Source organism: Vibrio sp. QJM3NY_26, from assembly GCF_057786005.1.
This window is the reverse complement of the sequence record NZ_CM173515.1, coordinates 3,231,014-3,250,314: the sequence shown is the minus strand read 5'-3', so window position 1 is coordinate 3,250,314 and position 19,301 is coordinate 3,231,014. Positions and strand designations below refer to the sequence as shown.

Below are 19,301 nucleotides of genomic sequence, written 5' to 3'. Positions count from 1 at the left end.
ACATCGTAAACGCTCAATGTATTTTATATTGAGTGCTGTAATCACAACCAGAGGTTAATCCAAATGGCTTTAAATCTTCAAGACAAAAAAGCAATTGTTGCTGAAGTCAACGAAGCAGCCAGTGGTGCACTTTCTGCAGTTGTAGCTGACTCTCGTGGCGTTACTGTTGGCGCGATGACTTCTCTACGTAAACAAGCTCGCGAAGCGGGTGTTTACATGAGAGTTGTTCGTAACACACTAGCACGCCGTGCAGTAGAAGGTACTGAGTATGAGTGTCTACAAGACACATTTACTGGTCCTAGCCTACTTGCGTTCTCTAACGAGCACCCTGGTGCTGCAGCGCGTCTTTTCAAAGACTTCGCTAAAGAGAACAAAACATTCGAGATCAAAGCTGCTGCATTTGAAGGCGCAGTTACTGATGCTGATGTACTAGCGACACTACCAACTTACGACGAAGCTATCGCACGCCTAATGATGTGCATGAAAGAAGCTTCTGCTGGCAAGCTGGTTCGTACTATCGCTGCTGTTCGCGACCAAAAAGAAGAAGCTGCGGCATAAGCCTTGCTTTTCACTGGTTGCTATTTAAACTTATTGTTGACTTAAAAGAGAATTGTTATGTCTATTACTAACGAGCAAATCCTAGACGCAGTTGCAGAAATGTCTGTAATGCAAGTTGTTGAGCTTATCGAAGCTATGGAAGAAAAATTCGGTGTTACTGCTGCTGCTGCAGTTGTAGCTGGTGGTGCTTCTGCTGAAGCTGCTGCTGAGCAAACTGAATTCGACGTTATCCTTACTGCTGCTGGCGCTAACAAAGTACAAGTTATCAAAGCTGTACGTGGCGCAACTGGCCTAGGTCTTAAAGAAGCTAAAGGTCTTGTAGACTCAGCTCCTGCAGCGCTTAAAGAAGGCGTTGACAAAGCTGAAGCTGAAGCTCTTAAAGCACAGCTAGAAGAAGTTGGCGCTTCTGTTGAAATCAAGTAATTATTACTTAATTTCCTAGCCGCAAGGCTATTGGCTGGTGGTTTATTAACCACCGGCCTTTTTGCGCTGTAGGGCTATGACGAATTTCCCGCTGTTTAACCGTCATAATCCGAGCAAAAAAACAGTCATTTTTTCGAAATGATTGTTCAACTACAGTAAACAGCTGTTTGTCACCGCCCCCTCTGAAGAGTGTTTTGGGTGGTTTGGGTCACTTATCAGCGAGCTGAGGAACCCCATGGTTTACTCTTATACCGAGAAAAAGCGCATCCGTAAGGATTTTGGTACTCGTCCACAAGTTTTGGACATTCCATACCTGTTATCGATCCAGCTTGATTCTTTCGATAAATTCATCGAACAGGATCCAGAAGGTCAATACGGTCTTGAAGCTGCTTTCCGTTCTGTATTTCCAATTCAGAGCTACAACGGCAATTCTGAGCTGCAATACGTTAGCTACCGTCTTGGTGAGCCAGTTTTTGACGTTAAAGAATGTCAAATCCGCGGTGTAACTTACTCAAAGCCACTACGCGTAAAACTACGTCTAGTTATCTTTGATCGAGACGCACCAGCAGGCACTGTAAAAGACATTAAAGAGCAAGAAGTCTACATGGGCGAAATTCCGCTTATGACAGACAATGGTACTTTCGTAATTAATGGTACCGAGAGGGTTATCGTATCCCAGCTGCACCGAAGCCCAGGCGTGTTCTTCGACAGTGATAAGGGTAAGACCCACTCATCAGGTAAAGTTCTTTATAACGCACGTGTAATTCCTTACCGTGGCTCATGGTTAGACTTTGAGTTCGATCCTAAGGATAACTTATTCGTACGTATCGACCGTCGTCGTAAGCTACCTGCATCGATTATTCTTCGTGCACTTGGTAAATCGACTGAAGAGATCCTAGATCTGTTCTTCGACAAGGTGAACTTCGAAGTTAAAGACCAAACTCTACTTATGGAGTTGGTTCCTGATCGTCTACGTGGTGAAACTGCGTCATTCGACATCGAATCAAACGGTAAAACTTACGTTGAGACTGGTCGTCGTGTTACTGCTCGCCATATCCGTCAACTTGAAAAAGATGGCGTTGAGCACATCGAAGTACCAGTAGAGTACATCGTTGAAAAGATTGCTGCGAAAGATTACATCAACGAAGCAACTGGCGAGATCATCGTTGGCGCAAACCAAGAGATTAGCCTAGAAGCACTTGCTAACCTGTCTCAAGCAGGTCACAAGACTCTAGAAGTGCTGTTCACGAATGACCTAGACCATGGTCCATTCATGTCAGACACTCTACGTGCGGATAGCACAGTAGATCGCATCTCTGCATTGGTAGAAATCTACCGCATGATGCGCCCTGGCGAGCCACCAACGAAAGAAGCTGCAGAATCATTGTTCGAAAGCCTATTCTTCTCTGAAGATCGTTACGACCTATCAACTGTAGGCCGTATGAAATTCAACAGCTCTATCGAGCGTGAAGAAGAAGAAGAGCGCGGTACTCTGGATGAATCAGACATCATCGAAGTGATGAAGAAACTGATCGGCATCCGTAACGGTATTGGTGAAGTGGACGATATCGACCACCTTGGCAACCGTCGTATCCGTTCTGTAGGTGAAATGGCAGAAAACCAATTCCGTGTTGGTCTAGTTCGTGTAGAACGTGCTGTTAAAGAGCGCCTAAGCCTTGGTGACCTTGATGCAATTATGCCTCAAGATCTTATCAACGCTAAGCCGATCTCTGCTGCAGTTAAAGAATTCTTTGGCTCTTCACAGCTTTCACAGTTTATGGACCAAAACAACCCATTGTCAGAAGTTACGCACAAACGTCGTATCTCTGCTTTAGGTCCTGGTGGTCTTACTCGTGAGCGCGCAGGCTTCGAAGTACGTGACGTTCACGTAACTCACTACGGTCGTCTATGTCCGATCGAAACGCCTGAAGGTCCAAACATCGGTCTAATTAACTCGCTATCTGCGTTTGCACGTTGTAACGATTACGGTTTCCTAGAAACTCCGTACCGTCGTGTAGTAGATGGCGTAGTAACAGAAGAAGTTGATTACCTGTCTGCAATCCAGGAAGGTCAATTCGTAATCGCGCAAGCAAACACTATTCTTACAGAAGAAGGTACGTTTGCAGATGAGCTAATCACAGCTCGTCAAAAAGGTGAATCTGGTCTTCACCCACGCGAGCACGTTGACTACATGGACGTTGCGACAAACCAAGTAGTATCTATCGCTGCTTCGCTTATCCCGTTCCTAGAACACGATGATGCGAACCGTGCATTGATGGGTGCCAACATGCAACGTCAAGCGGTACCAACACTTAGAGCTGATAAGCCTCTAGTAGGTACTGGTATTGAACGTAACATCGCAGTTGACTCTGGTGTTACAGCGGTTGCTAAACGTGGTGGTCAGGTTCAGTCTGTAGACGCTTCTCGTATCGTAGTTAAGGTTAACGAAGATGAATTGGTACCTGGCGAAGCTGGTATCGATATCTACAACCTAACTAAGTACACGCGTTCGAACCAAAATACATGTATTAACCAACGTCCAACTGTACTTCCTGGTGAACCAGTTGCACGCGGTGATGTTCTTGCTGATGGTCCTTCAACTGACCTTGGTGAACTTGCTCTTGGCCAAAACATGCGTATCGCATTCATGCCTTGGAACGGTTACAACTTCGAAGACTCGATCTTAGTATCTGAGCGCGTAGTTCAAGAAGACCGTTTCACGACAATCCACATTCAAGAACTGTCTTGTGTGGCTCGTGATACTAAGCTGGGTTCTGAAGAGATCACAGCTGATATTCCAAACGTAGGTGAGTCTGCTCTGTCTAAACTAGACGAGTCAGGTATCGTTTACATTGGTGCTGAAGTTAAGGGTGGCGACATCCTAGTTGGTAAAGTAACCCCTAAAGGTGAAACTCAACTGACTCCTGAAGAGAAGCTACTACGTGCTATCTTCGGTGAGAAAGCATCTGATGTTAAAGATACTTCTCTACGTGTACCAAACTCTGTTTCGGGTACTATCATCGATGTACAAGTCTTCACTCGCGATGGCGTAGAGAAAGACAAACGTGCACTTGAAATCGAACAGATGCAGCTTAAAGAAGCTAAGAAAGATCTAACTGAAGAGTTCCAAATTCTTGAGGGTGGCCTTCTTAACCGTGTTAAAGCTGTACTTCTGTCTGGTGGTTACTCTGAAGCTAAGCTTGATACTATCGGTCGTAAGCAATGGCTAGAGCAAGTTCTAGAAGACGATGCGCTACAAACACAGCTTGAGCAACTTGCTGAGCAGTGGGATGAGCTAAAAGCAGACTTCGATAAGAAGTTTGAAACTAAGCGTCGTAAAATCACTCAAGGTGATGATCTAGCGCCTGGCGTTCTTAAGATTGTTAAAGTTTACCTAGCGGTTAAACGTCGTATCCAGCCTGGTGATAAGATGGCCGGTCGTCACGGTAACAAAGGTGTAATCTCTAAGATTAACCCTGTTGAAGACATGCCATACGATGAGAAAGGTCAGCCTGTAGACATCGTACTTAACCCGCTGGGTGTACCATCGCGTATGAACATCGGTCAGATCCTAGAAGTTCACTTAGGTTTGGCTGCGAAAGGTATCGGTGACAAGATCAACCAAATGGTTAAGGAACAACAAGAACTGCATAAGTTCCGTGAGTTCCTACAGAAGGTTTATGATCTTGGTGATACTCGTCAGAAAGTTGATATTGCTGAACTGTCTGATGATCAAGTTCGTACACTGATTAAGAACCTACGTGGCGGTCTACCGATTGCTACTCCTGTGTTCGACGGTGCTTCTGAGTCTCTAATCAAAGAACTACTTAAACTGGGTGATCTGCCAGAATCTGGTCAGCTTAAACTGTTTGATGGTCGTACTGGTGATTCGTTTGAGCGTCCTGTAACTGTTGGTTACATGTACATGCTGAAACTGAACCACTTGGTTGATGACAAGATGCATGCTCGTTCAACTGGTTCTTACAGCCTAGTAACTCAGCAACCACTTGGTGGTAAAGCTCAGTTCGGTGGTCAGCGTTTCGGTGAGATGGAAGTATGGGCACTAGAAGCATACGGTGCTGCATATACTCTACAAGAAATGCTAACAGTTAAGTCGGATGACGTTAACGGCCGTACTAAGATGTATAAGAACATCGTAGATGGCAACCATAGCATGGAACCTGGCATGCCAGAGTCGTTCAACGTACTGTTGAAAGAGATTCGCTCGCTAGGTATCAACATCGAGCTAGAAGACGAAGAGTAATCCCTCTTTTTTATAAAGAAGATTGGATTACTTGGTAAAGGGGGCTCACTTTAGTCGGTGAGCTCCTTTAACTCCTTACAGGAGCTGAACGTGAAAGACTTATTAAACTTTCTAAAAGCACAGCATAAGACCGAAGAATTTGATGCAATCAAAATCGGTCTATCTTCACCAGACACGATCCGTTCGTGGTCTTTTGGTGAAGTTAAAAAGCCAGAAACAATTAACTATCGTACGTTCAAACCTGAACGTGATGGTCTGTTCTGTGCACGTATTTTTGGTCCAGTTAAAGACTACGAATGTCTTTGTGGCAAATACAAGCGCCTGAAGCACCGTGGTGTTATCTGTGAGAAGTGTGGCGTTGAAGTTACACAAACTAAAGTTCGTCGTGACCGTATGGGCCACATCGAGCTTGCTTCACCAGTTGCTCACATCTGGTTCCTAAAATCACTACCGTCTCGTATCGGTCTACTAATGGATATCCCTCTGCGTGATATCGAACGTGTTCTTTACTTCGAAATGTACGTAGTAACTGAACCGGGTATGACTGATCTAGAAAAATCTCAGATGCTTACTGAAGAAGAGTATCTGGATCGTCTAGAAGAGTGGGGTGACGAATTCACTGCTAAGATGGGTGCTGAAGCGATCAAAGATCTGCTTTCAACAATGGACCTTCATCAAGAAGTGGAAGAAATGCGCGAAGAGTTGGAAACAACTAACTCTGAAACTAAGCGTAAGAAAGTTACTAAGCGTTTGAAGCTAGTTGAAGCGTTCATCTCGTCAGGCAACAAGCCTGAGTGGATGATCCTAACTGTACTTCCAGTGCTACCGCCAGATCTTCGTCCTCTAGTACCTCTAGATGGCGGTCGTTTTGCGACTTCAGATCTGAACGACCTTTACCGTCGTGTGATCAACCGTAACAACCGTTTGAAGCGTCTTCTAGAGCTAGCGGCTCCAGACATCATCGTACGTAACGAAAAGCGTATGTTGCAAGAGTCTGTTGATGCCCTTCTAGATAACGGTCGTCGCGGTCGTGCGATCACGGGTTCTAACAAGCGTCCTCTGAAATCTCTTGCTGATATGATCAAGGGTAAACAAGGTCGTTTCCGTCAGAACCTTCTAGGTAAACGTGTAGACTACTCTGGCCGTTCTGTAATCACAGTAGGTCCATACCTTCGTCTACATCAGTGTGGTCTTCCTAAGAAGATGGCACTTGAGCTATTTAAGCCGTTCATCTACAGCAAGCTAGAGACTCGTGGCATGGCTACGACAATCAAAGCTGCTAAGAAAATGGTAGAGCGCGAAGAAGCGATCGTTTGGGATATCCTAGACGAAGTTATCCGTGAACACCCAGTACTGCTTAACCGTGCACCTACACTTCACCGTCTAGGTATCCAAGCGTTTGAACCAGTACTAATCGAAGGTAAAGCGATTCAGCTTCACCCACTAGTGTGTGCGGCATACAACGCCGACTTCGATGGTGACCAAATGGCTGTACACGTGCCTCTAACTTTAGAAGCACAGCTTGAAGCTCGTACCCTAATGATGTCGACGAATAACATTCTGTCGCCAGCATCAGGTGATCCGATCATCGTACCTTCTCAGGACGTTGTATTGGGTCTTTACTACATGACACGTGACAAGATCAACGTGAAAGGTGAAGGTATGTACCTTGCTGGCCCTGCTGAGGCTGAAAAGGCATACCGTACTAAGACTGCTGAGCTACATGCTCGCGTTAAAGTACGTATCACTGAAACAGTAGTAGACGAAGACGGCAATAGCACAACGAATACTGGTCTAGTAGATACGACTGTAGGTCGTGCAATGCTATGGCAGATCGTTCCTAAAGGCCTTCCGTACAGCATCGTTAACCAAAAGTTAGGTAAGAAGCAGATCTCTACTCTTCTTAACGAGTGTTACCGTAAGCTTGGTCTAAAAGATACAGTAGTATTTGCTGACCAAATTATGTACGCAGGTTTCGCATACGCGGCTCTTTCTGGTGTTTCTGTAGGTATCAACGATATGGTTGTTCCTCAAGCGAAATACGACGAGATTGAATCTGCTGAAGAAGAAGTTCGCGAAATCCAAGAGCAATTCCAATCTGGTCTTGTTACTGCGGGTGAGCGTTACAACAAAGTTATCGATATCTGGGCATCTACGAATGACCGCGTTGCGAAAGCAATGATGGATAACCTATCTTCTGAAACAGTTATTAACCGTGACGGCGAAGAAGAACAGCAAGAATCGTTCAACAGCATCTACATGATGGCCGACTCGGGCGCACGTGGTTCTGCAGCTCAGATTCGTCAGCTAGCAGGTATGCGTGGTCTGATGGCGCGTCCAGATGGTTCAATCATCGAAACGCCGATCACTGCGAACTTTAAAGAGGGTCTAAACGTCCTTCAGTACTTTATCTCAACGCACGGTGCTCGTAAGGGTCTTGCGGATACAGCACTGAAAACAGCAAACTCGGGTTACCTAACTCGTCGTCTAGTAGACGTTGCTCAAGACGTTGTAGTACACGAACATGACTGTGGCACGCATGAAGGTATCGACATGATGCCTCACATCGAAGGTGGTGACGTTAAAGTTGCACTTTCTGAGCTTGCTCTTGGTCGTGTTGTTGCTGAAGATGTTCTTAAGCCTGGTACTGAAGATGTACTGATTCCACGTAATACTCTGATTGATGAGAAGTGGTGTCAAATCATGGAAGACAACTCAGTAGATAGCATGAAAGTGCGCTCTGTTGTTACCTGTGATGCAGACTTCGGTTGTTGTGCACAGTGTTACGGTCGTGACCTAGCACGTGGTCACCTAGTAAACCAAGGTGAAGCAGTTGGTGTTATCGCTGCACAATCTATCGGTGAACCGGGTACACAGCTAACGATGCGTACGTTCCACATCGGTGGTGCGGCATCTACTGCAGCAGCAGAGAACAGCATCCAAGCTAAGACAACTGGTACTGTGAAGCTTCACAATGCTAAGTTCGTAATTAACAAAGATAAGAAACTGGTTATCACTTCTCGTGCATCTGAGATGACGATTATTGATGAATTCGGCCGTACGAAAGAGAAGCACAAACTTCCTTACGGTTCGATGCTAACCAAAGGCGACAACGCAGCAGTTACTGCTGGTGAAGTTGTAGCTAACTGGGAAGCGCATACCATGCCAATCATCACTGAAGTGGCAGGTCGTATCCAATTCGTAGATATGATCGATGGTATTACAGTTTCTCGTAACACTGACGATCTAACGGGTCTTTCTTCAAGTGAAGTTACAGACGCAGCAGCTCGCCCAGCAGCAGGTAAAGATATGCGTCCAGCTATCAAACTTGTTGATGAGCAAGGTAATGACGTAATGATCCCTGGTACTGATATGCCAGCTCACTACTTCCTACCTGGCAAAGCGATTGTAAACATCGAAGATGGCGCTGAAGTTGGCATTGGTGACACACTATCTCGTATCCCTCAAAAATCGAGCGGAAACAAAGATATCACCGGTGGTCTACCACGCGTAGCTGACCTATTCGAAGCTCGTAAGCCTAAAGAGCCTGCGATCCTTGCTGAGCACACAGGTACTGTGTCTTTCGGTAAAGAAACGAAAGGTAAGCGTCGTCTAGTAATCACTCGTGAAGGCGGTGACGCTTACGAAGAGATGATTCCTAAGCATCGTCAATTGAACGTGTTCGAAGGTGAGAAGATTGAACGTGGTGATGTAATCGCCGACGGTCCTGAAACTCCACACGATATCCTGCGTCTACGTGGTATCCACGCAGTAACTCAGTACATCGCGAACGAAGTTCAAGAAGTTTACCGCTTACAAGGCGTAAAGATTAACGATAAGCACATTGAGACTATCGTTCGTCAAATGCTACGTAAGTGTACAATCACTCATTCTGGTGACTCTCCGTTCCTACCTGGCGAACAAGTTGAGTACCATAATGTTAAGATTGCTAACCGTAAGCTAGAAGCTGAAGGTAAAGAACTAGTACGTTTCGAACGTGATCTACTAGGTATTACTAAAGCATCTCTTGCAACTGAGTCATTCATCTCAGCTGCATCGTTCCAAGAAACGACTCGCGTACTAACAGAAGCTGCGGTTTCTGGTAAGCGTGATGACCTTCGCGGTCTGAAAGAGAACGTAATTGTTGGTCGTCTGATCCCAGCTGGTACTGGTTTCGCATACCACCAAGAGCGTCAAAAGCAACGTGAAGAAGAGCAAGAAGGTCCTTCAGCTGAACAAGCTACTGACAATCTAGCAGCACTTCTAAACGCTGGTTTCTCTTCAGAAGAGTAAGCTCTACGAGTAGTCTCTAAGAGATAAGAAAAGGCACCTTCGGGTGCCTTTTTTGTATCTGGCGTATAAGTGTTTAACGAGAGGCTTATCGATTCGAAGTTGATAGGTATGCTTGCTTGTCGATTGCTTGTCGATTGCTTGTCGATTGCTTGGCTGGTGGACTTAGTCGATAGTACTTTCTCTAAGGCAGCTTGCGTGTTTACAGGGAGGCGCTGAGGATGAAACTGGTGGAAGTGTTACGTCGGGTTATCGCAAAACATCAGAGTAGGGACGAACCAATAGGCTCTGGTAAAAGAGTTGGATGTGTGTTAGGTAACGCTACAGACAAAACAAAAAGCTTGCACAGAGGCAAGCTTAGAAGGTGTTAAGCCATTAAGCTCCTGGTGGAACCGCTAGGCTGTCGGCAATTTGTTGTATCAGCTGGTCTTCAACCGCAAACCTAGCCTCAAGAATCTCACCTATAAGTGACAGCTCACTATCAAAGCTTTCTAATGTATCACTAGCTTCAATGGCGGCGTACTTATCGGTGAAGTTGAGCAGAGGGTCCGTGGTAAGGACGATATGACCATAAGACTGGTTGATTTCGTCTGTTGCTTTGAAGCCAGTAGACTGCCATTTGTCCATCACCATGTCATAGATTTTGAAATGACCTTCGGAGATGTAATCAACAAGGTGTTGGCTGAATTTTTGGAGTTCTTCTGGAGAAGGCAGTTCGGTGATTGCCGTTGCTTTCGACGATGAAGGCTGTAGAGCGGCAAGCTTACAATACTCAACGATTAGAGACTGTCGAGTTTCGAGCCAATGATCGATGACCTCATTAGAGCCACCCCATTGTTCTTGTATTTGTTTGAATTTATTTAGCATGACCATGTCCTCATGATCTGATCACAACCTTGTGATCATGGTAATTGCCTAAGCAAGGTCCGTTTATTGGTAACTACTAAAAGTAATAGCTTGAAATATTCTCTGCTACAACTCTAGTATGAAATTAGATTGCCAGTAAAATGAACGAACTGCAAGCAATGAGGCATAGGGATGTTAAAAAAAAGTGATAACAAAATGACAGAGCAAGCTTATTGGTGCGTCGTTTCAGGTAGTGATATTTGGGTTAATAATGATCAGTTTCCTTATGGCTCAGCAGAGGAGCTAGGGCTGAGTGTCGAGCATGCAATCTGTATTGGTCAGCATCAAGGTCGTAAGGTGTATTGGCTCAACGACTGTGATGTTGAGAGTGAGCTGACCATGATAAATCTACGTGAGTTATTACACTGGCCTGAATCGAGTTTTCTGACAGCAAGCAAAGCTATCCAGTATGGGCACATGACGCAAAGTATGCGTTTTTGCCCTCAGTGTGGCGGTCGTAATCACCTCAATCATAATCAGGTGGCGATGCAATGCGGAGATTGCCGAACGCTTCATTACCCTCGTATCTTCCCGTGCATCATTGTCGCTGTACGAAACGACAACAAGATATTGCTTGCACAGCACCCAAGACATAAAACAGGTATGTATACCGTGATAGCGGGCTTCCTAGAGGTTGGAGAGACCTTAGAGCAGTGTGTGGCAAGAGAAGTCAAAGAAGAGACAGGCATCGATGTCAGTAATATCCGTTACTTTGGCAGCCAGCCATGGGCTTTTCCGTCGAGTATGATGATGGCCTTTCTGGCTGACTATGCTGGTGGGACGCTTAAACCAGATTACAGTGAACTGTCGGATGCCCAATGGTTTGATGTAACAAGCCTGCCTGATGTAGCTCCAGTAGGAACGATTGCGAGACAATTGATTGAGAAAACTGTGGGTGACGTGGCGAAAGATGATGTGACGAAGCAGACGATAGAGTACTAATTTACCTATGATAGTATTTGGCCTATAGGTGGTCAAAAGCTAAAAAAAAACCCTCCACAAGTGGAGGGGGTAAGTAAGATGTCGTTATGAGATGCTGAGTAGTGACTACTCAGATGTTATAATTGTAATTTTCGCTAGCAAACAAATTTTTAACATGCTCCTGCAATTGGGTGCAAATTAAGCATTGATTTAAAAGTTAATAACTTGATCTAGGTTGCAAAGCACACAGCTTTTACCCTTCAATCAGTGTTAGAATACTTGCCATTAAAACTAGACAAGATTGAATTGGAATTTAACGGAATGACCGAATTAAAAAACGATCGCTATTTACGCGCACTTTTAAAACAGCCTGTTGATTACACACCAGTATGGATGATGCGCCAAGCTGGCCGCTATCTTCCTGAGTACAAAGCAACGCGTGCTGAAGCGGGCGATTTCATGTCTTTGTGCAAAAACGCTGAACTGGCATCAGAAGTAACACTTCAACCTTTACGTCGTTTCCCGCTTGATGCGGCAATCTTGTTCTCTGACATCCTAACTATCCCTGATGCAATGGGCTTAGGCTTGTACTTTGAAACTGGTGAAGGTCCTAAGTTTGAACGTCCTATCACATGTAAAGCTGACGTAGAGAAGATTGGCCTACCTGATCCAGAAGGAGAGCTTCAATACGTAATGAATGCCGTTCGTCAGATCCGTAAAGATCTGAAAGGCGAAGTGCCATTGATTGGTTTCTCTGGTAGCCCTTGGACACTGGCAACTTACATGGTTGAAGGCAGCAGCTCGAAGGCGTTTACTAAGATCAAGAAGATGATGTACGCAGAGCCACAAACACTGCATTTACTTCTAGATAAACTGGCTGACACCGTTATTGAATACCTGAACGCGCAAATTAAAGCGGGTGCACAATCGGTAATGGTATTCGACACATGGGGTGGTGTACTTACTCCGCGTGACTACAACCTGTTCTCACTACAGTACATGCATAAAATTGTAGATGGCCTAATCCGTGAAAACGAAGGTCGCCGTGTACCGGTTACTCTGTTCACTAAGAACGGTGGCATGTGGCTAGAATCTATCGCAGCGACTGGCTGTGATGCGGTGGGTCTAGACTGGACAATCAATATTGCGGATGCAAAAGCGCGTATTGGCGATAAAGTGGCTCTACAAGGCAACATGGACCCATCAGTGCTTTACGCACAACCTGAGCGTATTCGTGAAGAAGTCGGCACTATCCTTGAAGGTTTTGGTGACGGCGGTACTGGTCACGTATTTAACCTTGGCCATGGTATTCACCTAGATGTGCCACCAGAGAATGCTGGTGTATTTGTGGACGCAGTTCATGACCTATCTAAGCCATACCATAAGTAATTAAGTATGTGTTTTTAGAAAAAGCGCTGTCGAGAAATCGGCAGCGCTTTTTTATTACCTTTTTATCCGCATCCAATATCGGCTTCATCATCGTGGATGTGCAGCTAATTAGGTATTTGGATCATGGTAGGCCAAATGCTCCGAGATGTGCTTTTGGATGTAAGGAATAACGTCACTCTCAAACCAAGGGTTCTTCTTGAGCCAGATATTATTGCGTGGCGAAGGATGAGGTAGAGGCAAAAACTCAGGCGCCCACCTTTGCCAATCACGTACGGTTGCGGTCAGTGTGCTGGTGGTTTTGTTTGTTAGGTAATGGTTTTGTGCGTACTGACCAATCAGCAGTGTCATTTGGATGTTGGGTAGCGATTTCAGCACTTTGTTATGCCAAAGCTCCGCACACTCCTTACGTGGTGGGAGATCGCCACTCTTTCCCTTTCCCGGATAACAAAACCCCATAGGAACAATCGCGACTTTTTGTTCGTCATAAAATGTATCGCTATCTATCCCTAACCATTCTCTTAATCGTTCGCCACTGGCATCATTCCAAGGGATCGATGACTCATGAACCTTGATGCCGGGTGCCTGCCCAATAATAAGCAAGCGCGCGTTTGGATGCGCTTGAATCACCGGGTTAGCACCGTGTGATATGTGAGGCTCACAAGCTCGGCATTGTCGAATCTCTTTGAGTAACGATGAGGGCATCAGTAACCTTTATCAAAATCGATGACATGGTTAAGTTTAAAGCCATCTCGCCACTGTTGGTAATTCTCGGCGAAGATCTCTACCACCTGCCTTGGCTCACTCAGCGCTGCAATGTGCGGGGTGATGGTCACTTGCGGCAATGTCCAGAAAGGGTGTTCCTGCGAGAGGGGCTCACTTTCAAAGACATCCAAGAAAGCGTGCTCAACCCATTTATTCTTAATCGCAAGCAGCAAGGCTTTGTTATCTAAGCTCTCTCCTCTACCAACATTAAAGAGCAGCACATTCGAGCAGTAACTTAAGGTCGTTTGATTGAGTAATTGATAGGTTTCATCTGTTGATGGCAAGGTGTTGACCACGATATCCGCTTGCTTAAGGGCAGCCTCTATCTCATTGATGTGGAAAGTGTCTTTAAAGGTCTCTTGCTTTGATGGAATGCCGGTACGGTTGACTCCAATGGTATGAATACCAAAGGCAGCTGCGGTTTTCGCTAAATGACTGCCGATTGAACCTGTCCCTAAAATCACCATGGTTTTGTCAGTTAGGCTAGTATATAGCTGTGGTTGCCAGCTTCGTTGTGCTTGTTGCTGGTGGTAGTGAGGGAAGTGTCTACAGTGGCTGATAGTGTAACCTAACACGTATTCAGCAATCGCAGGGCCGAAGATGCCTTTGACGTTGGTCAGCGTATAATCTTGACGTAGATCCGGCTGAGTGAGTTTATTGATTCCTGCGTAGGTACTCTGCACCCAGTCTAGATGTTTAAACTCATTAAGTCGCTCCGCGATTAAAGGAGGAGAAGCCAGCACGATCTCAGCTAATTCGGGGTTTTGAGTGATTTCGAGGTCAGGTAACCCTTGGTTTAGAATCAGTTGCGTATAAGTATCGTCATGCTCAGTAAGAATATAGAGCTTATTCGTAAAATTGTTCATCGGCCTACCTTTTCCATCCTAGGTTTATCAAGTACACTTTCGCTGTCTTTTTCTGCAATTATTGAGTGACTATGCTTCAGAATCCACTGCAGGTTCGTCTAGAAAAGTTAGAACCTTGGCAACAAATTACCTTTATGGCGTGTCTATGTGAGCGTATGTACCCTAACTATGCCATGTTTTGTGAGAATACAGAATTTGCGGAAGCTCGAATCTATCGTGATGTTTTGGATAGCATTTGGGAAATCCTAACCGTTAAAACGGCAAAGGTGAATTTTGAGCGTCAACTTGAGAAAGTCGAAGAGCTATTCCCAAGTGGAGATGATTTTGATTTTTACGGTGTTTACCCTGCGATGGACGCGTGCCAAGGCTTGGCAACGTTAATTCATGGCTTACTTGATCGTGAACATCTGCTTGAAACTGTAATTAAAGTGAGTCAACAATCGGTGAAGACGGTTGCTGAGCTTGAGTTTGCTCAAGGCGCTGAAGAAGTGACAAACGAAAACCAGAAAGAAAACGAAGCGGTGTGTGAAGAGTGGGACGTTCAGTGGGCCATCTTCCGACCTCTACGTGAAACGACTGAGCGTGACCTAGATCTGATCAAAGATCTACGCCACGAACTGCGTGAAGACCCAGTAAGTAACATTGGTGTAGCGTTATAATTCGCTATAGCACCAAAGTACGAATAAAAACAAAGGCTCCCTAGGGAGCCTTTGTTGTATCTGACGGTATCAAATTGAGATTAAGCGTCTTTTTTGTCTTCTTTTTGAACCTTGTCTTCATCCGCTGACTTTGAGTCTGAGGTGTCGTTGTCTGTTAGAGTTTTTTCCTCTAGCTCGTCCTCTTCATCGCGGTTTTCGATAACACCGTGTGTTTCTTTCCATTGTTCCCAACGTTGAAATGCCAGTTCTTGCATGTCAGTTGTCTTATCTGCCTCGTCGACGATCTCTTCGCCCACTAGGTGCTCAAAGATATCTTCTAGGGTGATGATGCCCTGAATCGTACCGTATTCGTCAACCACTAAGGAAAGCTGCAGGCGGTTTGCCATCATTTGGTCAAAGGCTTTAGCCAAGCCCATATTGTTCAGCAACACGTGGATAGGGCGCATTACTTCACCCAGAGCTTTCTCGCCACAACCCGCTTGTTGTAATCTAAACAGCTCCAGACGGTGTACAAAACCAATGATGTTGTCAGTTTGCTCGCTGTAAACCAATGGGCGCGAGAATGGTGTGTCTTTGTGTTGCTCTAGGAACGTATTCACGCTCATTTCGGCATCGACGCGGAATACAACAGGGCGCGGCGTCATTACTTGAGTCACGGGCACATCTTGAATGCCTAATAGGTTGCTCAGAATTTTTGATTCGCCTTCAGCAAACTCACCACTCTCTTTTGCCAAAATAGCCATTGCGGACAGCTCATCACGCATTTTTGGTGCTTGGTGGCCACGAGCAAGACGTTTGGTGATCTGTTCTGAGAACCAGACAAACGGTGTTAGAAAGAAAACCATCCAGCGAAGTACGTTTGATGATGCTGGAGCAAGTTGGCGCCAGTAGGTTGCACCAATGGTTTTTGGAACAATCTCAGACAAAACCAAAATACCCAAAGTCAGTACGGCAGAGAATACACCTAACCATTGGCTACCAAAAACCACAGCCGCTTGTGCACCTGCCGTCGCAGCACCGATTGTGTGCGCGATGGTGTTGAGCGTTAAAATTGACGCGAGCGGGCGGTCAATGTCTGTTTTCAGTTTGTCTAAAGACTCTGCTGCAGGGTGCCCATTTTGTTTTAGTTGAGCAATATAGCTCGGACTAATACTCAAAAGTACAGCTTCTAAAACAGAACAAATGAAAGAAACTCCAATAGCAATGGAGACGTAAATAGTTAGCAGCAGCATGTTTGCCCTTAAATTAAATTGTACGCTTTAGCAGCGATTCAGCGTGGATTATAGAGATAAAGTAGTGGCTAGGTCATCATTAATTTGCCTCTCAGCCCCTTTTAAACAAGGGCTTGCTCAATAAAATCAGTAACAAATTGTGAGTTATTACTCATATTATGGCTAAAACTACGGCATTAGAGCTAAAGATCGACGACAAACCTTTGCCAGATGGGGCATTTATGTTTTAGAGTAAATTGAATTCAAAAATACAAAGAAGGGAAACCTAAAATGAACAAGACTCAATTAATCGACTTTATTGCTGAAAAAGCGGACCTTTCTAAAGCACAAGCTAAAGCTGCTCTAGAAGCGACTCTTGGCGGTGTTACAGATGCTCTTAAAGATGGCGATCAAGTTCAGCTAATTGGTTTTGGTACTTTTAAAGTAAACCACCGTGCAGCTCGCACTGGTCGTAACCCAAAAACTGGTGATGAGATCCAAATCGCTGCTGCAAATGTTCCAGCATTTGTTGCAGGTAAAGCGCTGAAAGATTCAGTGAAATAATCTAAACTGTACCGAGGTAGTCGTATTCCACCTCGGTACAGGTTTTTATGAAAAAAGCATTTCTTCTCGTTTCACTATTATCTACATTCCTCATTGGCTGTTCATCAACCAGCCCCAGCAAAAACCTAGAGCAATTTGAAACTCACACCGGCGGCCAAGTCATGGGCGACGCGACAAGTTTCTACTGGGTCACCAACAAGCTAACACAACCTCATACTTCTGCTGACTATGTCACCATGGGCGATTACGGCTGGTACAAAACTGACTATGTTTGGTCGGAAGATGTGCTTCGTGAATTTGTACGTGAAGGTGAACTACGCGATGATTCACTGGCGTTGGTTCCATATCGTATACATGTGCGCTTTAATCAGTCTGGTGAGGCTGTGTATCAACAGTATCGTATTGGTAAAAAAGTATTACCGTTACAGTCGGTTCAACTCGACAGATATAAACAGGAAGCGACATCCGTTCTCGATGTTACCGAGAAGCAAAATGATGAAGGATTAGAGCTTTTGCAGGGCTATTGGAATGGCAAAACGTTTCAGACTTGTTCTGGTAAGCAGTTTGATGACTTTGAGTTCAACCAAACATTGCCTAATTTTGTGATTAACCGTTTATCGTCTGTAGAGAGCTATGGTGCTTTTGTCGGTAAAGCGTCTTTGAGAAAATTGTCGGTTGCTGAGTTTTTGATATTGGCAGATGAAAATCATGAGTGTGTATCAAGGCCCTCATTGCTGAAAGAATAGAGATCGCTTGAACAGTATCAGAGTATTTGGCCTACTATAGGCCAAGTGCTGATTAGTCAGTACAAGTACCACTAATCGATGAAAAAGGCGCCTGTTGAGGCGCCTTTTCTTTTATTCAATTGCAGTCATTCATTTGCTGATATTCGAATCTAGCCGAATGATGATGTTGATTACTGTTCTTGCTCGCGCGCAATCGCACGGTAACCGATGTCATTGCGGTGGAACATACCATTCCAGCTAACTTGCTTAGTTAACGCGTAAGCGCGCTCTTGAGCCTCAGAAACCGTATTGCCCAGTGCTGTTGCACAAAGTACACGACCGCCGTTTGTCACTACGTCGCCAGCTTCATTATTTGTCGTACCTGCATGGAAAACCTTTTGGCCTTCAACTTCGCTTGTTGGTAGTGAAATAACGTCACCTTTTGCGTAGTCAGCAGGGTAACCACCAGCCGCAAGAACAACACCGATAGAAGCGCGTGGATCCCACTTCGATTCTGCTTCGTCGAGCTTCTCGTCGATAGCCATTAGGCAAAGTTCAACAAGGTCTGACTCCATACGCATCATGATAGGTTGCGTTTCTGGATCGCCGAAGCGGCAGTTGTATTCGATAACTTTAGGTGTGCCGTCAGCATCGATCATTAGGCCAGCGTAAAGGAAACCTGTGTAAGGTGCGCCTTCCGCATCCATGCCACGTACCGTTGGGTAGATAACTTCCTCAAGGATACGGTTGTGGATTTCTGGAGTTACCACTGGAGCTGGAGAGTAAGCCCCCATGCCACCTGTGTTAGGGCCTGTATCTTTGTCGCCAACACGTTTGTGGTCTTGGCTGGTGGCCATAGGAAGGACGCTAGAACCGTCAACCATTACGATGAAGCTTGCTTCTTCGCCTTCAAGGAACTCTTCGATAACCACGCGGCTGCCAGCTTCGCCAAAGGCGTTGCCCGCTAGCATGTCTTTGATTGCGTCTTCAGCTTCTTCAAGTGTCATCGCAACGATAACGCCTTTACCCGCGGCAAGACCGTCAGCTTTCACTACGATTGGAGCGCCTTGCTCGCGAACGTAAGCGATAGCGGGTTCAATCTCAGTGAAGTTTGAGTAGTAACCTGTCGGGATATCATGACGAGCTAGGAAGTCTTTAGTGAATGCTTTAGACCCTTCAAGCTGTGCTGCGGCTTGAGTAGGGCCAAAGATAGGCAAACCTACTTCGCGGAATGCATCAACCACACCGATAACCAATGGTGCTTCAGGGCCCACTATAGTCAGTTCGATTTTCTTCTCTTGAGCAAACGCGACTAAACCAGCGATGTCTTCAACGCCAATCTTTACGTTTTCAAGTTTAGGCTCTAGCGCAGTACCTGCGTTGCCTGGAGCAATGAATACTGTTTCAACATTTGGGTTTTGTGCTGCTTTCCAGCCTAAAGCATGTTCTCTACCGCCAGCACCAATAATTAATACATTCATGTTTTAAAATCCTTATAGCTGCTTCAGAGCCTTTATTTCTGTGTCAAACATGCTCACTTATGGTCATAAGCTCCGCGTGTTTTCCTTGAACTAAAGTCACTGACTTGCTCTGCGTATTTCAAATATCGGAATATTTAAAAAACAAAATTATAAGCCTTGCTCAAAGTAGTTGGTGATGTGGCTAGGCAACAATTGAGCCCATCCCCGGGAGCATAGTCCGCTATGTGACCGGGGTGGGCGAAAGCAGCTAACGACGCCACAGTGCCAAATACGAAGAGGAAA

The 19,301-nt window shown here is 45.3% G+C and carries 14 protein-coding genes; 9 read left to right on the top strand and 5 right to left on the bottom strand.

Going from position 1 to position 19,301, the window contains the following annotated elements; all coding sequences use genetic code 11:
- The first annotated feature begins 63 nt into the window (after positions 1 to 63).
- The 4 genes from rplJ (at position 64) to rpoC (ending at position 9,538) form a co-directional block, all read left to right on the top strand.
- On the top strand, positions 64 to 558 hold the full coding sequence (gene rplJ, locus AC3CH4_RS14505) for a 50S ribosomal protein L10 (protein WP_017077558.1): 495 nt from the start codon (positions 64 to 66) through the stop codon (positions 556 to 558).
- A 57-nt stretch (positions 559 to 615) separates the two neighbouring features.
- Entirely contained in the window at positions 616 to 981 is a 366-nt protein-coding gene (gene rplL, locus AC3CH4_RS14500; protein ID WP_054548256.1) for a 50S ribosomal protein L7/L12, read from the top strand.
- A 235-nt stretch (positions 982 to 1,216) separates the two neighbouring features.
- The gene (rpoB, locus tag AC3CH4_RS14495) at positions 1,217 to 5,245 is read left to right on the top strand and encodes a DNA-directed RNA polymerase subunit beta (RefSeq protein WP_029222057.1); all 4,029 of its coding nucleotides are present in this window, start codon (positions 1,217 to 1,219) and stop codon (positions 5,243 to 5,245) included.
- Positions 5,246 to 5,335: 90 nt separating this feature from the next.
- Positions 5,336 to 9,538: a DNA-directed RNA polymerase subunit beta' gene (gene rpoC, locus AC3CH4_RS14490; RefSeq protein ID WP_029222058.1), complete on the top strand. Its 4,203-nt coding sequence runs from the start codon at positions 5,336 to 5,338 to the stop codon at positions 9,536 to 9,538.
- 372 nt (positions 9,539 to 9,910) lie between these two features.
- Here rpoC and AC3CH4_RS14485 read toward each other — a convergent pair whose 3' ends face one another.
- A complete protein-coding gene (locus AC3CH4_RS14485) occupies positions 9,911 to 10,408 on the bottom strand; it encodes an Rsd/AlgQ family anti-sigma factor (protein ID WP_054548255.1) in 498 nt (165 codons plus the stop codon).
- A 165-nt stretch (positions 10,409 to 10,573) separates the two neighbouring features.
- Between AC3CH4_RS14485 and nudC the strand changes: the two genes are divergently transcribed.
- Together nudC and hemE are read left to right on the top strand one after the other, a co-directional pair.
- Entirely contained in the window at positions 10,574 to 11,383 is an 810-nt protein-coding gene (nudC, locus tag AC3CH4_RS14480; protein WP_488543077.1) for an NAD(+) diphosphatase, read from the top strand.
- Between the two features lie 300 nt (positions 11,384 to 11,683).
- Complete coding sequence (gene hemE / locus AC3CH4_RS14475; protein WP_004729761.1) at positions 11,684 to 12,751, top strand: uroporphyrinogen decarboxylase; 1,068 nt, start codon at positions 11,684 to 11,686, stop codon at positions 12,749 to 12,751.
- 108 nt (positions 12,752 to 12,859) lie between these two features.
- Here the strand turns inward: hemE and AC3CH4_RS14470 are convergent, their stop codons facing one another.
- Positions 12,860 to 13,453: a uracil-DNA glycosylase family protein gene (locus AC3CH4_RS14470; protein WP_171308896.1), complete on the bottom strand. Its 594-nt coding sequence runs from the start codon at positions 13,451 to 13,453 to the stop codon at positions 12,860 to 12,862.
- Entirely contained in the window at positions 13,453 to 14,379 is a 927-nt protein-coding gene (locus AC3CH4_RS14465) for a D-2-hydroxyacid dehydrogenase (protein WP_065207437.1), read from the bottom strand. Before AC3CH4_RS14465 ends, AC3CH4_RS14470 begins: the two co-directional genes overlap by 1 nt.
- A 71-nt stretch (positions 14,380 to 14,450) precedes the next feature.
- Between AC3CH4_RS14465 and AC3CH4_RS14460 the strand changes: the two genes are divergently transcribed.
- Entirely contained in the window at positions 14,451 to 15,038 is a 588-nt protein-coding gene (locus tag AC3CH4_RS14460) for a YjaG family protein (RefSeq protein WP_054548251.1), read from the top strand.
- 80 nt (positions 15,039 to 15,118) lie between these two features.
- Here the strand turns inward: AC3CH4_RS14460 and AC3CH4_RS14455 are convergent, their stop codons facing one another.
- Positions 15,119 to 16,270 (bottom strand): CNNM domain-containing protein, encoded by a 1,152-nt coding sequence (locus AC3CH4_RS14455; RefSeq protein ID WP_017077566.1) that lies wholly within the window; start codon positions 16,268 to 16,270, stop codon positions 15,119 to 15,121.
- A 270-nt stretch (positions 16,271 to 16,540) separates the two neighbouring features.
- Between AC3CH4_RS14455 and hupA the strand changes: the two genes are divergently transcribed.
- Both hupA and AC3CH4_RS14445 read left to right on the top strand, forming a co-directional pair.
- Positions 16,541 to 16,813 carry a nucleoid-associated protein HU-alpha gene (gene hupA / locus AC3CH4_RS14450; protein ID WP_004729753.1) on the top strand — a complete coding sequence of 91 codons (273 nt, stop codon included), beginning with the start codon at positions 16,541 to 16,543 and terminating at the stop codon, positions 16,811 to 16,813.
- A 47-nt stretch (positions 16,814 to 16,860) separates the two neighbouring features.
- Entirely contained in the window at positions 16,861 to 17,559 is a 699-nt protein-coding gene (locus AC3CH4_RS14445) for a DUF1481 domain-containing protein (protein WP_171316694.1), read from the top strand.
- Between the two features lie 170 nt (positions 17,560 to 17,729).
- Here AC3CH4_RS14445 and purD read toward each other — a convergent pair whose 3' ends face one another.
- Positions 17,730 to 19,019, bottom strand: coding sequence for a phosphoribosylamine--glycine ligase (gene purD / locus AC3CH4_RS14440; protein ID WP_017073773.1), 1,290 nt, complete (start codon positions 19,017 to 19,019; stop codon positions 17,730 to 17,732).
- Between the last annotated feature and the right edge of the window lie 282 nt (positions 19,020 to 19,301).

What these genes read in the sequence shown, in the direction of transcription:
- rplJ (WP_017077558.1), top strand. Translation starts at nt 64, where the DNA reads ATGGCTTTAAATCTTCAAGACAAAAAAGCAATTGTTGCTGAAGTCAAC.
- rplL (WP_054548256.1), top strand. Translation starts at nt 616, where the DNA reads ATGTCTATTACTAACGAGCAAATCCTAGACGCAGTTGCAGAAATGTCT.
- rpoB (WP_029222057.1), top strand. Translation starts at nt 1,217, where the DNA reads ATGGTTTACTCTTATACCGAGAAAAAGCGCATCCGTAAGGATTTTGGT.
- AC3CH4_RS14485 (WP_054548255.1), bottom strand. Translation starts at nt 10,408, where the DNA reads ATGGTCATGCTAAATAAATTCAAACAAATACAAGAACAATGGGGTGGC.
- nudC (WP_488543077.1), top strand. Translation starts at nt 10,574, where the DNA reads ATGTTAAAAAAAAGTGATAACAAAATGACAGAGCAAGCTTATTGGTGC.
- hemE (WP_004729761.1), top strand. Translation starts at nt 11,684, where the DNA reads ATGACCGAATTAAAAAACGATCGCTATTTACGCGCACTTTTAAAACAG.
- AC3CH4_RS14470 (WP_171308896.1), bottom strand. Translation starts at nt 13,453, where the DNA reads ATGCCCTCATCGTTACTCAAAGAGATTCGACAATGCCGAGCTTGTGAG.
- AC3CH4_RS14465 (WP_065207437.1), bottom strand. Translation starts at nt 14,379, where the DNA reads ATGAACAATTTTACGAATAAGCTCTATATTCTTACTGAGCATGACGAT.
- AC3CH4_RS14460 (WP_054548251.1), top strand. Translation starts at nt 14,451, where the DNA reads ATGCTTCAGAATCCACTGCAGGTTCGTCTAGAAAAGTTAGAACCTTGG.
- AC3CH4_RS14455 (WP_017077566.1), bottom strand. Translation starts at nt 16,270, where the DNA reads ATGCTGCTGCTAACTATTTACGTCTCCATTGCTATTGGAGTTTCTTTC.
- hupA (WP_004729753.1), top strand. Translation starts at nt 16,541, where the DNA reads ATGAACAAGACTCAATTAATCGACTTTATTGCTGAAAAAGCGGACCTT.
- AC3CH4_RS14445 (WP_171316694.1), top strand. Translation starts at nt 16,861, where the DNA reads ATGAAAAAAGCATTTCTTCTCGTTTCACTATTATCTACATTCCTCATT.
- purD (WP_017073773.1), bottom strand. Translation starts at nt 19,019, where the DNA reads ATGAATGTATTAATTATTGGTGCTGGCGGTAGAGAACATGCTTTAGGC.